This window comes from Amycolatopsis sp. NPDC058986 (genome assembly GCF_042741125.1).
Classification (GTDB): domain Bacteria; phylum Actinomycetota; class Actinomycetes; order Mycobacteriales; family Pseudonocardiaceae; genus Amycolatopsis.
The window spans coordinates 201,945-216,043 of record NZ_JBHYJW010000004.1; the positions used below are offsets into that span (position 1 = coordinate 201,945).

At 70.6% G+C, this 14,099-nt stretch carries 15 protein-coding genes; 1 reads left to right on the forward strand and 14 read right to left on the reverse strand.

What is annotated here, in order from left to right:
• Nucleotides 1-60 precede the first annotated feature (60 nt).
• Nucleotides 61-543, forward strand: a complete 483-nt coding sequence (locus tag ACFW0G_RS05895) for a TspO/MBR family protein (RefSeq protein ID WP_378323626.1) — start codon at nucleotides 61-63, stop codon at nucleotides 541-543.
• 532 nt (nucleotides 544-1,075) lie between these two features.
• Here ACFW0G_RS05895 and ACFW0G_RS05900 read toward each other — a convergent pair.
• From ACFW0G_RS05900 to ACFW0G_RS05965, 14 genes are all read right to left on the reverse strand, one after another.
• Nucleotides 1,076-1,648: a DUF5666 domain-containing protein gene (locus ACFW0G_RS05900; RefSeq protein WP_378323627.1), complete on the reverse strand. Its 573-nt coding sequence runs from the start codon at nucleotides 1,646-1,648 to the stop codon at nucleotides 1,076-1,078.
• 12 nt (nucleotides 1,649-1,660) lie between these two features.
• A complete protein-coding gene (locus ACFW0G_RS05905; protein ID WP_378323628.1) occupies nucleotides 1,661-2,863 on the reverse strand; it encodes an ABC transporter permease in 1,203 nt (400 codons plus the stop codon).
• Nucleotides 2,860-3,564, reverse strand: coding sequence for an ABC transporter ATP-binding protein (locus ACFW0G_RS05910; RefSeq protein ID WP_378323629.1), 705 nt, complete (start codon nucleotides 3,562-3,564; stop codon nucleotides 2,860-2,862). The genes ACFW0G_RS05905 and ACFW0G_RS05910 overlap by 4 nt, the downstream gene beginning before the upstream one ends.
• Nucleotides 3,561-4,829 (reverse strand): efflux RND transporter periplasmic adaptor subunit, encoded by a 1,269-nt coding sequence (locus ACFW0G_RS05915; protein ID WP_378323630.1) that lies wholly within the window; start codon nucleotides 4,827-4,829, stop codon nucleotides 3,561-3,563. The genes ACFW0G_RS05910 and ACFW0G_RS05915 overlap by 4 nt, the downstream gene beginning before the upstream one ends.
• A 71-nt stretch (nucleotides 4,830-4,900) precedes the next feature.
• Nucleotides 4,901-5,239 (reverse strand): hypothetical protein, encoded by a 339-nt coding sequence (locus tag ACFW0G_RS05920; RefSeq protein ID WP_378323631.1) that lies wholly within the window; start codon nucleotides 5,237-5,239, stop codon nucleotides 4,901-4,903.
• A gap of 13 nt (nucleotides 5,240-5,252) precedes the next feature.
• Nucleotides 5,253-5,771, reverse strand: coding sequence for a hypothetical protein (locus ACFW0G_RS05925; protein ID WP_378323633.1), 519 nt, complete (start codon nucleotides 5,769-5,771; stop codon nucleotides 5,253-5,255).
• A gap of 6 nt (nucleotides 5,772-5,777) precedes the next feature.
• A complete protein-coding gene (locus tag ACFW0G_RS05930; RefSeq protein ID WP_378323634.1) occupies nucleotides 5,778-6,350 on the reverse strand; it encodes a hypothetical protein in 573 nt (190 codons plus the stop codon).
• Between the two features lie 27 nt (nucleotides 6,351-6,377).
• Entirely contained in the window at nucleotides 6,378-7,349 is a 972-nt protein-coding gene (gene hemB / locus ACFW0G_RS05935; RefSeq protein ID WP_378323635.1) for a porphobilinogen synthase, read from the reverse strand.
• A 143-nt stretch (nucleotides 7,350-7,492) separates the two neighbouring features.
• On the reverse strand, nucleotides 7,493-8,182 hold the full coding sequence (locus tag ACFW0G_RS05940; protein ID WP_378323637.1) for a hypothetical protein: 690 nt from the start codon (nucleotides 8,180-8,182) through the stop codon (nucleotides 7,493-7,495).
• Between the two features lie 43 nt (nucleotides 8,183-8,225).
• On the reverse strand, nucleotides 8,226-8,630 hold the full coding sequence (locus ACFW0G_RS05945) for a hypothetical protein (RefSeq protein ID WP_378323638.1): 405 nt from the start codon (nucleotides 8,628-8,630) through the stop codon (nucleotides 8,226-8,228).
• Nucleotides 8,631-8,706: 76 nt separating this feature from the next.
• On the reverse strand, nucleotides 8,707-10,239 hold the full coding sequence (locus tag ACFW0G_RS05950; protein WP_378323639.1) for a uroporphyrinogen-III synthase: 1,533 nt from the start codon (nucleotides 10,237-10,239) through the stop codon (nucleotides 8,707-8,709).
• Nucleotides 10,240-10,325: 86 nt separating this feature from the next.
• Entirely contained in the window at nucleotides 10,326-11,273 is a 948-nt protein-coding gene (gene hemC, locus ACFW0G_RS05955; RefSeq protein ID WP_378323640.1) for a hydroxymethylbilane synthase, read from the reverse strand.
• Nucleotides 11,274-12,590, reverse strand: coding sequence for a glutamyl-tRNA reductase (locus tag ACFW0G_RS05960; protein ID WP_378323641.1), 1,317 nt, complete (start codon nucleotides 12,588-12,590; stop codon nucleotides 11,274-11,276).
• Nucleotides 12,590-13,564: a redox-sensing transcriptional repressor Rex gene (locus tag ACFW0G_RS05965; RefSeq protein WP_378323642.1), complete on the reverse strand. Its 975-nt coding sequence runs from the start codon at nucleotides 13,562-13,564 to the stop codon at nucleotides 12,590-12,592. The genes ACFW0G_RS05960 and ACFW0G_RS05965 overlap by 1 nt, the downstream gene beginning before the upstream one ends.
• Between the last annotated feature and the right edge of the window lie 535 nt (nucleotides 13,565-14,099).

Here is a 14,099-nt window from a genome sequence, read left to right on the forward strand (position 1 = left end):
CGCCGCGACCCCCGTCACCTGCTTCTTTCCCCTTTCTTTCGCCGGCCCTAGGATCGGCTCATGCCGGTGACCACGACCACACCGCGGCACAATCCGTGGCTGGCGCTGCTCGGGTTCGTCGCGGTGGTCGCCGTGGTGGGCCTGGTCGGCGGGCTGGCCGCGACGTCGGCGCGGGAGATCTACGCCCGCCTGAACCAGCCGGAGTGGGCCCCGCCCGCCGAGCTCTTCGGTCCGATGTGGACGGTCATGTACCTGCTGATCGCCTTCGCGGGCTGGTGGTACTGGCGCACGGACGGGGAGACCAGCGCGTACTCGGCCTACGGCATCGGCCTGCTGCTGAACGTCCTGTGGACGCCGCTGTTCTTCGCGGGGCGTTCGACGACGCTCGCGCTGTTCGACATCGTGGCACTGGATTTCGTGGTACTCGTGACCATCGTGCTCTTCGCGCGGCGGTCGCGGCTGGCGGCGGGGCTGCTGGTGCCCTATGTGGGCTGGCTGTTGTACGCGACGGCGCTGAATTCCGCGGTGGTCGTGCTGAACTGAGTTCCACGGCTCGGGTTCGGGCCTGGGGCGGCGGGTACCGAGGGACGCCCTGGGTGCGTTCACCGCACCGAGGGACGCCCTTGTCGCACCTCACCACGCCGCTCGGCCACGGTCTCGCCCTTCTGCCTCGCACTACCTGGCTCCGGGAGCCGCAGGCTGCGAGGCGTACCGAACGCGGTGAAGGCCCCCTTCACAGCGCTGAGTGCCCTGAAAGTTCCCTTCACCATGCCAGAGTCCACAAAGGACGAACGTGGGGCGGCGGGAGCGCCTGGCCGGACGTCGCGAACGCGTCGTTCGCGACGTCCAACGTCCGCAACGGAGCGTTCACGGCAGCGGGCGCGGCGCCCGGCGTGACGGAGAGGCCCGAGCAACTCGGGGCGCACCCCAGGCCGAGCCACGCCCCGAGTTGTCCACAACTCCCCTGACTGTCCACAGATTTCCGCGGCTCCGGTTTTCGTCGTGCTCCCGCGATAGAATGTTGCAGGGACGCCCCCCATAGGGCGGGTGGGGGATGGGGGTCGGTGGGGAGTGGTCAGCGTGGGGGTTGCTGGGTGATGGCTTGGGCGGTCACGGCGCCGGAGGAGTCCGGCTGGCCCTGCACGGTCACGGTGGCGCCCGGTTTGAGGTCGGCGAGTTTGCCGGGCTGGGTGAGGCCGATCGTGGTGGAGTCCGTTGTGGACACGGTGATTTCGGTGCCCTGAGCGGTTTTCAGGGTCAGTGTGCTGCCCTCGATCTTCTCGATCGTGCCCGCGGTACCGCGGCCGCCCGCGCCGCGGGTGCCGCCCTGGTTTCCGGTGCCCTGGCCGCCGGTTCCGTTCTGTCCCTGCCGCTGACCTTGGCCGCGCGCGTCACTGCCGGAGCCGGATGCCGCGCTCGAGCCCGGGCGGAAAGCGGCGTGTGTCCACGCCCCGGCGCCGAAAGCGAGTGCGAAAACCAGCAAGGCGGCCAGGATGAGCGTCGGCTTCCCGAACGGCGTCGCCACGCGCTTGAGTTCCCGGTCGAGATCGCCTTCGACGGCGGGGGCGGCGACGACCGATTCCGGTGACACGGGCGGGAGTTCGGCCGTCGGTTCCTCGGCGGGCCTGTCGGAGGTGGTGGAAGACATCGCGAAGAACTCCTACTCGTGCCGCAAGGCGTCGATGGGGCGCAGTTTGGCGGCCCGGTTCGCCGGGAAACTGCCGAAGAACAGGCCGATCAGCGCGGAAACCGCGAAGGCGAGCGCGATCGAGGACGGCACCACCACCGGGGTGATCCCGGCGACGGTGAACTGGCTGCCGACAACGCCGATCACGACCCCGAGCAGGCCGCCGAACAGGCTCAGCATCGTGGCCTCGGCGAGGAACTGGCCGAGAATCGCCGACCGCGGCGCCCCGATCGCCTTGCGGATCCCGATCTCCCGGATCCGCTCGGTCACCGTCACCAGCATGATGTTCGTGACGCCGATTCCCCCGACCAGCAACGAAATCGCCGCGACGGCCGCCAGCAACACGGTGAACGTCTGCGTGGCAGAGGTCCGGGTCGCCAGTAGCTGCTCGGAGTTCTGGATCTGGTAGTCCGGCGTCGCGCCCGCGCGGATCCCGTGCCGCGCGTCGAGGATCGCGGTGATCTCCGCCTGCGCGAGCCCCACCGAGTCCGCCGAACCCGCTTGGACGGCGATCTGGTTCAGGCTTCCGTAACCGCTCAGCGAGTTCTGCACCGCGCTCAGCGGCGCGACCGCGACGTCGTCGGCGTTCTGCAGGCCGGTACTCCCCTTGGCCTGCAACACCCCGAGCACGGTGAACTGAATGCTGTTCAACAGCACGTTCTTCCCCACCGCGGCGTCGGCGGTCCCGAACAGCGACTGCGCGGTCGTCGGGCCCAGCACGACGACCTTGCGTGCCGACGCGACATCCTCGTCGGTGAACAACGCACCGTCGGCGATCGCCCGGTTCGTCGTCGTGAAGTACGCCGGTTCGGTGCCGGCCACGGTCGGGATCGAGTACGAGGTCTGGCCGTACGTCGCGGTCGCCGTCGTGTTCACCACCGGCGACGCGGCCTTGACGTCCGGCGCGCCCACCGGATCCACCAGCGCGTGCGCGTCCTGCACCGTCAACGGCCGCGAGCCCGCGCTCTGGCCGCCCCGGAGCGGGGACACGTTGACCACGTTCGTGCCCAGGCCCTGGATGCTCGCCGCGATCGCCGCCGACGCGCCGTTGCCGACCGCGACGAGCAGGATCACCGCCGCCACCCCGATCGTGATGCCGAGCGTCGTCAGCGCGGAACGCAGCTTGTTCGCGGTCAGCCCGCGCACCGCGAACCGCAGGATTTCCAGCAGGTTCACGTCGACACTCCCACCGCACGGCGAGTCTCGTCGACGACGATCAGCCCGTCGTCGACACGGACGACGCGGTGCGCGTGCGCGGCCACCTCGTCCTCGTGCGTGATCACCACGACGGTCCGGCCCTGCGCGTTGAGCCGGTCGAACACGCCGAGCACGTCCGCGGTGCTGGCCCGGTCGAGGTTCCCGGTCGGTTCGTCGGCCAGCAGCAGCGCCGGACCGGTCACCAGCGCCCTCGCCACGGCGACACGTTGTTGCTGCCCACCGGAAAGCTCACTGGGCAGATGCCGCGCGCGCTCGGTCAGCCCCACCATCTCCAGTGCCGCCAACGCCCTGCGCCGCCGCACCACCCTGCGTAGTCCACTGTAGACAAGAGGGAGTTCCACATTGGACAACGCGGAGGTGCGCGGGACCAGATTGAAGGACTGGAAGATGAAACCGATCTTCCTGTTGCGCAGCAAGGCGAGCTGACGTTCGTTGAGGTCGGCGACGCTGAACCCGTCGAGCAGGTACCTCCCCGCGGTCGGCACGTCGAGGCAGCCGAGCATGTTCAGCAGCGTCGACTTCCCGGAGCCGGACGCACCCATGATCGCGACGTACTCCCCTTGCCGGACGACGAGATCGACACCGCGCAGCGCGTGCACGGCGGTTTCCCCGCTGCCGTAGGTCTTCCGCAGTCCGGAGACCGCGATCACCGGCTTCATCCGCGTCCCCCGCCGCCGAACCCGCGCTGGCCGCCGTTGCCCTGACCACCGGTACCGGGGAATCCGCCGGTACCGCCGCGCTGGCTGCCGTTGCCGGTCGTCGCGCTGGGCGCTGCCGCGGTGAGCACCACGTTGTCGCCCTCGTCCAGCCCGGAGGTGATCTGCACGGTCGACTCGCCGCGGATGCCGATCTGCACCTGCCGCGTCACGTTCTGCCCGTTCGCCTGGACCGTGACGACGTTCGTGTTCCCGACCGTCCGCACCGCCGCCGCGGGCACGCTCAACGCGTTGTCCGCCTGGGCGACGGTGATCACCACGCTCGCCGACTGACCCGGCCGCAGGCCGTCCGGCGGGCTGCTCATGCTCAGCTGCGCGCCGTAGGAAACGACGTTCCCGCTCGTGGTCGGGGTGAGGTCGACCTTCGTCACACTCGCCTGGATCGGCTTGTCCGGCAAGGCGTTGAGCGTCACCGTCGCCTTCTGGCCCGCCTTCACCTTGCTGACGTCGATCTCGGCGACCGAGGTGTTCACGACCAGGCCGCTCATGTTCGTGATGACGATGAACCCGTTGTTCGACGAACTCGCGCTCGACGACTGCTGACCGCTCTGCCCGCCCTGGCTGTTCTGTCCGTTGCCACTCGAGCCCGTCGTTGTGGACGCAGACGCCGAGGACTGGCCGCTGCCCGAGGAACCCGTCTGCTGCCCCACCGCGCCGTTGATCGCGGTGACCGTCCCCGCGCCCGGTGCGTAGAGCACGGTCGCGTTGACGGCGGCCTGTGCGTTGTCGACGTCGAGCTGCGCCTGGTCCACTTTGGCCTGCAAGGCCGTCACGCTGTTCTGCGTCGTGGCTGTCTGTGTGGAACCCTTGGCGCTCGTCGTGGCGGGAGCGGCCTCACCCGCGGTGAGCGCCTCCTGCGCGGCGGCCAGATTCGCCTGCGCGACCTGAAGTTGCTTGTTCGCCTGAGCACTGTCGAGGGTGGCCAATTTCTGTCCGGCCGTCACGACGTCGCCGACATTCACCGAAATCGCGGAAACCTTGCCGGACGTCCCGAAATTCGCCGCGCCCGTGTAGCTGCTGGCCAGTGTGCCCGCGGCGGAAATCGTCTGCGTCACCGTCGCCAGCCGGGCCGGTGTGGTGCGCGTCTGCGCCTGCGCGGTACTGCTCGACGGCGTGAAAGCCTGATATATCCCGAAAGCCGCGCCGCCGAGCAGCACGACCAGTACACCGTTGATGACCCACGTCCGAGTGGGGCGCCGCCGCGTCATGCGGAAACCCTGCGGGCACCGGTTATCAGCCAGCTAGGGGTTTCCTGTGCCGCACCTGTGTATCGGGCGGCTCAGTCCTTCTTCGCGCGGCGCCGCGCACGCACCGCGAGCGACAGCTGACGAACCGCGTCCACCAGCAGGATCGCCGCGAGCGCACCGAGCCCGAGCGCACCGGCGATGAGGTGACCGAAATACCGTTGCGACACCAGGACCGCGCCGTCGCCGGCGGTCGTCGTCACCGTCTCGACGCCCGCGTCCCAGCACGCGAACGCGCCCCAGACGGCGAGCGCGGCCAGCAGCACCTCGACGAGGGCGACCAGCGCCCGCCATGGCTTGTTCAGCCGCGCGGACGGCGCGGGCTCTTCCGGCGGCCAGAGTTCCGCTCCGGTGGGCTGTGGCAGCTCGATCACGGTGTGCAGCCTCTCACGACTCTCCGGGGTTGGCGCTGTCGGCATCGGCACTGTCTTTATCTGCAGTGTCTTCATCGGCACTGCCGTCATGGGCGCTACCGGTGCCGACGAGCCGGGAAAGCGCGTCGCGCAGGGCTTCCGCGTCTTTCGCCCAGGCGAGGACGACCGAGCCGTCGGTGAGCTTGACCGGCAGCTCGTCGTACTTCCGGGGCACCGCCCAGCCCCCGCCGAGCACCCGCGCACCCGCTGGTGCGCCGACGTCGGTGACCGCGGCGATTTCCGCCGCCGGGACGGTTTCCCGGCCCTGCCGGTAGCCGGCGGTGGTGACCGCGAGCGAAAGGTAACGACGCCGGGCATAAACCCACGGCGCGGTGATCGCGCACAACGCGAGCCCCGCCAGAATCCACGCGAAGGTGTGTACCGGCCCGCCGAGCAGCAACTCGGACAGCCAGCCCAGCACGGCGAACAGCGGCCCCCACAGCACGGCGATCCAGCCGACGCCGGGTTCGTGGTACAGCACGCGCTCACTCATGCGGTCTCAATTCACCTTCCGGCCGACCTTCGGGAAGTAGGCCGCCACGCTCGGCAAGTACATCAGGATCAGGGCGACGACCGCGAGCAGCAGGCTCACCACCAGGAAGGGCAGCAGCGCCTGTGGCAGGAACAGCAACGGGAAGATCGCCTCGAAGATCGCCAGCGCGGTCACCACGGAACGCGCCGAACGGGTACCTTGACGCGCCTTGTAGGCGAACAGCGCGATCAGCAGACTGAACACCACGGCGCCGACGAGCAGCGTCCACAGGAATGTCGTCATCCCCGCCGCGATGTCCGCGGGGCTCGGTTTCGGCCCGGGGGCCTTCGCTTCATTGGTCGCCTTGATCACGGCGTCGATCAGGCGCTGCTTCTCCACGAGGAAGAGAATCTGCCCGGCGACCAGCACCACGCCCGAGGCGATCCACAGCACGAACGAGATGTTGACCGGCGTCGGCACCGTGTACGCCGGCGCCTGCTGACCCGGCAGCACCGGATCGGGCGCGCGGCCCCGCTTGCGGCGCTCGTCGTCGGTCAGCCCGGCGAGGTCGTCGGGGATCTCGTTCTCCTTGTCGGCCACCCCGAGGACTCTAGCCCGTGCGCGAGGTCAGTCCAGCCAGGCGGCGGCCTCGGCGGCCCAGTAGGTGAGGATCAGGTCCGCGCCCGCGCGCCGGATCGACGTCAGTACCTCGAGGACGGTGCGCTCGCGGTCGAGCCAGCCGTTCGCGGCCGCGGCCTCGACCATCGCGTACTCGCCGGAGATGTTGTACGCCGCGACCGGCACCGGTGAGATGTCCGCCGCCGCCTTCACGACGTCCAAATAGGACAGTGCGGGCTTGACCATGACCATGTCGGCGCCCTCGGCGAGGTCCAGCTCGATCTCGCGCAGCGCCTCGCGCGCGTTGCCGCTGTCCTGCTGGTATGTCTTGCGGTCGCCCTTGAGCTGCGAGTCCACCGCCTCGCGGAACGGCCCGTAGAACGCGCTGGCGTACTTCGCCGAGTAGGCGAGGATCGCCGCCGAGCTGTGCCCGACCTCGTCCAGCGCGCGGCGGATGACGCCGATCTGGCCGTCCATCATCCCGCTCGGCCCGAGCACGTGCGCCCCGGCTTCGGCCTGTGCGACCGCCATTTCCGCGTACAGCCGCAGCGTCGCGTCGTTGTCGACCGTGCCGTCGGCGTCCAGGACACCGCAGTGGCCGTGGTCGGTGAACTCGTCGAGGCAGGTATCGGCCATCAGCACGGTCGCGTCGCCGAGCTCGGTCCGCAGGTCGCGCAGCGCGACGTTCAGGATGCCGTCCGGATCGACCGCGCCGGAGCCCTCGGCGTCGCGCACCTTCGGGATGCCGAACAGCATCAGCCCGCCGACACCGGCGTTGACCGCGTCGACGGCGGCCTTGCGCAGCGAGTCACGGGTGTGCTGGACGACGCCGGGCATGCTCGCGATCGGCCGTGGCGCGTCGGCGCCCTCGGCCACGAACATCGGGAGGATCAGCTGACGCGGCCGCAACGTCGTCTCGCCGACCAGCCGGCGCATGGCCGGGGTCGTACGGAGCCTGCGGGGTCGATGCTCAGGGAACACGTCCTCCACGGTACCCCGGCCGGTCGGGATCGTGGGGTGCGGGCGGGTAAGCGGGCACTCCGCCGGAAGAAGCGCTTTTCCCGATGTGCCAAGGAAAAGCGCGTTCTCGAAGTGACAGTGCGTCAGCTCCCCGGCCCGATACCTCAGTGTTCCCAGGTACGAACGACGTGCGCCGGATCGTCGAGCCACAGCGTCTGCGCCCCCTCCGGCGTGACGGTGAGCCCGAACCGATCGAGACCAGGTTCCCCGTTCTCGTACCACCAGTCATACGCGGCCACGACCTCGTCCCACAGGCGGCGAGGGCCGAACTGATGGACCGTGAAGGGCGCGGGATCGTTGAGGTTGGCATCCAGCCGCGCCCACGACCTGGTATCGGGGTCGTCGAGCTCGAAGTTGTGGTGCAGCGGACCGTACGCACCCCACTCCGTCACCAGGTTCGCCGCAGCCAGCCGAGCACCGATGGCGAACAGGCCCTTCCCGGGGTTGAGCATCCGATCGAGGTCGCGGCCCCGACAGTCGGTGGTGGACACTTCGGCAGCGGCGATGTCGGCGGGATCGGGCTCGAAAGCGTGGAGCGCGCGACGCTGGCTGCGCACGCGCATGAACGCCAGATCACCGGAGAACCGGCCGGTGCCGACACCGTCGGCATCCTTGACCAGGGTCAGCATGACGCCGTTGGACCAGTCGGTACCCCACGGGGTGACCAGGCGACCTCCTGGCCGCAGCTGACTTGCCCAGGCGACGGGCACGACCTCACGAATCGCCGCGGTGGAGATGACCCGCTCGTACGGGGCGCCATCGGGACAACCGGCCAGCCCGTCGCCCGTGATCACCCGCGGACCGTCGTACCCCGCGTTCGCCAGCGCGCGGCGCGCGTCATCCGCGAGCTGGGGGTCGACTTTCGATCGTGGTGACGTGCCCATCCGGGGCGACGCGGCGGTGCAGGAGAGCCGCGTTCCATCCGGTTCCGGTGCCGATCTCCAGTACGGAATCACCGGGCTGCGGATCGAGCACGTCGAGCATCTCGGCGACGATGCTGGGCTGGCTGCTCGAACTGGACGGAAAGCTCCCCCGCTCGCCGGGGCGGACTTCGCCGAGATCGACCTGCGTGATCACGGGCGCGTCGGCGGCCACCGCCTCGGCCCACCGATCCGGTTCGTCGTGCTTGGACAGAGCGACGAAATCATCCCCGTCGCGCACCCAGATGGTGTCCGGGATGAAGAGCGCGCGCGGCACCTGGTCAAGCAGGGCTTTCCAGGGCGCCGTGCCATCAACGCTCACTAGTCGCCCTCCGCCTTGTGCTGAAGGGGACTTTCCTCGCGTGTGAGGCGAGGAAAGTCCCCTTCAGCTCACGAACTCAGCTGCGGCGGGCGCGCTTGGCCTTGCGCGGCGGCGGCAGCGCGCCCTCGGCACGCAGTTTCGCGGCGTGCGCGGCGAGCGCGTCGACCAGGTGCGGGACGTCGGCCTTCTCCGGCTGGACGTCGACCCGCAACCCGAACTCCACGGCGGTCTCCGCGGTCTTCGGGCCGATGCACGCGACGAGGGTGCGCGCGTGCGGCTTGCCCGCGATGCCGACCAGGTTCCGCACGGTCGAAGACGAGGTGAAGCACACCGCGTCGAAGCCGCCGGTCTTGATCATCTCGCGGGTCTCGGCGGGCGGCGGGGCGGCGCGGACGGTCCGGTAGGCCGTCACGTCGTCGATCTCCCAGCCGCGGTCGCGCAGGCCGGCGGACAGCGTCTCGGTGGCGATGTCGGCCCGCGGCAGCAGCACGCGGTCGACCGGGTCGAGGACGTCGTCGTACGGCGGGAACTCGGCGAGCAGGCCCTCGCTGGACTGCTCGCCCTCGGGCACCAGCTCGGGGATGATGCCGAACGAACGCACCTTCGCCGCGGTCGACTCACCGACGCAGGCGATCTTCACGCCGGAGAACGCGCGGGCGTCCAGGCCGAACTCCTCGAACTTCTCCCACACCGCGCGGACGGCGTTGGTCGAGGTGAACACGATCCACTGGTAGCGGCCGTCGACGAGGCCCTTGACCGAACGCTCCATCTGCGCCGGGCTGCGCGGCGGCTCGACGGAGATGGTCGGCACCTCGTGCGAGGTCGCGCCGTGGCCGCGCAGCCGCTCGGCCATCTCGCCCGCCTGCTCCTTGGTGCGCGGCACCAGGACCTTCCAGCCGTACAGCGCGCGCGACTCCCACCACGACAGCTTCGAGCGCTGCCCGGCGGCCTGGCCGATCGTGACGATCAGCGGGCCGACCAGCTCGCCGGCGTCGGCCGCGAGCTTCTCCAGGGTGGTGTCCAGCGTGCGCTGGGTGTTGATGGTGCCGTTCGCGGTCACCGCGACCGGGGTGCTCGCGGCCTGGCCCTTCTCGACCAGCGCGGACGCCGCTTCGGCCAGGTGGCTCGACGTCGCGTGCAGCACGAGCGGGCCGGGCGCGGCGGCCAGCGCGCCCCAGTCGACGTCACCGCGGACGTCGACCTCGGTGTGCGTGCCGCCCAGCGCGATCCCCGCATAGGCCGGGACGGCGGCGCTCGGCGAGACGCCGGGGATGACGTCGAACACGGCGCTGGTGCGCGCGACGGCCTGGACCTCGGCCACCACGGCCGGGCTGGTCAGCGGGTCACCGGCGATCAGGCGCAGGACCAGCCGCCCGGCCTTCGCCTCGGTGGTCAGGTCCTTGGCGACGTCGGCCGCCTCGCCGACGGCCGGGCGTACCTCGGCACCTTCGGCGGCGAAGGCCAGCACTCCGGCCGGGACGTCGGGGTCGGTCACCACGACCTCGGCCTTGGCCAGCAGTTCCTGGGCCCGGACGGTGAGCAGTCCTGCGTCACCGGGGCCCGAGCCCACGAAGGCGACGCGCCCGGTGGTCTTACGCGCGGGGGTCATCTGTGCGTTTCTCCTCATTGGACGGCCGTGCGCGCTCGGGCACGGCCGCAGTTCTCCAGTACAGCTGGTCGTTCTCTCGGGGTCGGTCAGTGCGCGGTGCCGCGCAGCGCTCCGGCACCCAGGTCCAGCAGCTCGGCCGCCAGCGTCCGGCCCAGCTGCGCGGCCTCGGCCTTGTCGCCGAGCACCGAGGCACGCAACATGTCCACCGACCCGTTCTCGTCCTCGACGGCCGCGGTGCCGCGAAGCGAGATCCGTTCCACGACCGCGCCCTCGGCGTCGAGGTCCTCGACGATCTCGGCGAGCGCACCCACCGGAGCGGTGCACCCGGCTTCGAGCGCGGCCAGCATGGCCCGTTCGGCCGTCACCGCGGCCCGCGTGCCCTCATCGTCCACTGTGGACGAAAGCAGTCGCTCGACGTCCACGTCACCGTCCCGGCACTCCACCGCCAGCGCCCCCTGCGCGGGAGCGGGCAGCATCTGGATCGGGTCGAGGGTCTCGGTGATCGCCCCGCCCCGCCCGATACGCACCAGGCCGGCACGCGCGAGCACCACGGCATCCAGCTCGCCGTCGGTGACCTTGCGCATGCGGGTGTCGATATTGCCTCGGATCGGCACGATTTCCAAACCGAGCCCGAGCGCGCGCAGCTGCGCGGTGCGCCGCGGCGCCCCGGTGCCGACCGTCGAACCCGGCGGCAGCTCGCCGAGGGTGAGCCCGTCACGGGCGATCAGCGCGTCGCGCGGGTCCTCGCGCGGCGGGATCGCGGCGAGGGTAATCCCGGGCTCGGGCGCGGTCGGCAGGTCCTTGCAGGAGTGCACGACGACGTCGACCTCTTCGCGCAGCAGCGCTTCCCGCAGCGCGGAGGTGAACACCCCGACGCCGATCTGCGGGATCGGCGCCGACGACTGGTCGCCGGGCGTGGTGACGGTGACGATCTCGACCTCGGCGCCCGCCTTGCGGAGCGTTTCGGCGACGGTCCCGGTCTGCGCGAGCGCCAGCTTGCTGCCGCGCGTCCCGATGCGGATGACTCTGGTCACTTACTGGTTCTTCCCTGGTGGTTGCTGCGCGGTCGGGCGTGCCACCGCCGCAGGGGCCTGCGGGTCGAGGCAGAACAGCTCGCGCAACGCGTTGGCGTAGTCGGTGTCGGCCGTCTCGGCGGCCAGCTGCTTGACCCGCACCGTCGGCGCGTGCAGCAGCTTGTCGACCACCCGGCGGACCGTGCGGCCGACCTCCTCGCGGACACCCGAATCGAGGTCGGGCAGCCGGTTGTCCAGCCGCAGCAGCTCCGCGTCGACGACCTCGGCCGCGCGGCGGCGCAGCGCGGTCACGGTCGGGGTGACCTCGGCACTGCGCTGTCCGGCGAGGTAGTCGCGCACCTCGTCGAGCACGATGCCGGTGGCCTTCGCGGTCTGCTTCTCGGTGGTCGGGGTGCCCGCTTCCCGCATGCGGCGCTGGATGGTCTCCAGGTCCACCACGGTGACCGAGGCCAGCTCACCCACCGCGGCGTCGACGTCCCTCGGCAGGCCGAGATCGCAGACGACCAGCACACGGCCGTCCCGGGGCGTGACGTGCTCGGGCGTGAACACGGCGTCCTGCGCGCCGGTGCAGCAGATCACGACGTCGGCCAGCTCGACCGCGCGCCGGACGTCGGCCAGCGGCACCGAGCGGGCTTGCACACCGGCCTCGGTGACGGACGCGGCGAGGCGCTGGGCGTTGGCCTCGGTGCGGTTGGCCACGGTGATCTCGCCGATGCCGCCCTTGCGCAGCTGGGACGCGGTGAGCGCGCCCATCGAACCGGCGCCGACGATCAGCGCGTGCTTGCCCTCGATCTCGCCCGCGGCGGCCAGCGCCTCGGAGACCACCGACGCGCCGAGCGCGTCCAGGCCGGTCTCGGAGTGCACGCGCTTCCCGACCCGCAGCGTGGTCTGGACCAATTCGTGCAGGGTGCGGCCGACCGTACCCGCCTCACGCGCAGTGGCGTAGGACGAACGGACCTGGCCGAGGATCTGCGTCTCGCCGACGACCATCGAGTCCAGCCCCGAGGCCACCGAGAAGATGTGCTCGATCGCGGCGCCCGCGTAGTGCACGTACAGGCTGTCGTACAGGTCGGCTGGCTCCATCCCGGCCTGGCGGGCCAGGACGTCGGAGATGTCGTTGAGGCCACCGTGGAACGTCTCGACGACCGCGTAGACCTCGATCCGGTTGCAGGTCGAAACCAGCATCGCCTCACTGACGTGGTCGGCCTGCTGCAGCTCGTGCAGGACCTTGACCACCTCGTGCGCGGGCACCGCGGCCCGCTCGAGCGTGCTCAGCTCCGCGCTGCGATGGGAAAGCCCGACTGCCAACACGCTCATCAGCGCACCACCATTCCCCGCCCGCCGTCCGTCCCGGCGCGCCCATTACCCGAAGCACTCTTCCCCCTTGAGAGTGCACCAGCCTTGCCATTGTCGGCACTGGGGCGAGCCCCCGGTTCTCCGTTACGGCCGTCACCGCCCGCCGTGCCGTTGCCCGGGGCGAGGTCGGCTCGCCGGGCGACGTGGAAGGAGAGGATCTGCAACTCGACCGCCAGATCGACCTTGCGGACCTCGATGTGCGGCGGCACCTGCAGCACCACCGGCGCGAAGTTCAGGATGCACTGGACGCCGCCCGCGACCAGCAGATCGCACACCGACTGCGCGGCGGTCGGCGGCGTCGCGATCACGCCGATCGAGATCTGCCGCTCGGCGCAGACCTGCGGGATCTCGTCCAGATGCGACACCGGCAGCCCGCCGACCGGCACGCCGATCAGGTCCGGGTCGAGGTCGAACAGCGCTTCCACCGGGAAACCGCGGCCGGGGAACCCGCCGTAGTTGGCCAGCGCGTGGCCGAGGTTACCGATCCCGACCACGGCGACGCGGTGCTTGCGCGTCAGGCCGAGGATGCGCTCGATCTGGCTCACCAGGACCTGCACGTCGTAGCCGACGCCGCGGGTGCCGTAGGAGCCGAGGTAGGAGAGATCCTTGCGCAGCTTCGCCGAGTTGACCCCGGCGGCCTGCGAGAGTTCTTCACTGGACACCGTCGTCGCGCCCTGCTCGGCCAGTCCGGAAAGGACCCGCAGGTACACCGCGAGCCGCGCGACCGCGGCCTCGGGGATCGACTTCGCCCTGGCCTCGCCGCCTTCACCACCGTTGCCGTTGGTGCCATTGGCGCCGTCGTCGCCGGGTACGGCGGGCATTTCGGCGGTGGGCGCGTTGTCGGCGTCGGGGGTGGCCCGGCCGTTGCGGCTGTCCCGGCGGCGGGACGCCCGGGGTGGCGTAGACCCGTCACCACGCCCCCGCTGTGTCACCACGCTGGCACTCCTGTTCACCGCGAATTCCCGACCGCGCGTCCGGTACCGCTCCGGCCATCGCCACAACCGTACGAAACTGGCTCTTGACCCGGCGGCGGGAGTCCGGTTTGATGCCGGGCCGCGCGGAGGCGATGTGCCTACGGTAGTCCACTTGTGAACGCAGGCACAAAGTCACAGGTAGGAGACATGACCAGTCCCACATACGGAGTCTTGACGCGGCGCCGGGTAGTGCGCGGGGCGGCGTTCGCGGGTGCTGGCGGGGCTCAGGAGGTCTCGCTGTGGCATCGAAGTCACCCTGCGGCGGGCGTTGATCGCAGTGTGTGATCGACCGGCGGGGTGCTGAAGGACGCTTTCAGTGCGTTGGACGAGTTGAAGGGCGCCTTCGGTGCATCCAGCGCGGTGAAGGGCGCCTTCAGTGCATCGCGCGGCCAGGCCCGGCTCCCGGCTCCCGGCTCCCGGCTCCCGGCTCCCGGCTCCCGGCTCCCGGCTCCCGGCTCCCGGCTCCCGGCTCCCGGCTCCCGGCTCCCGGCTCCCG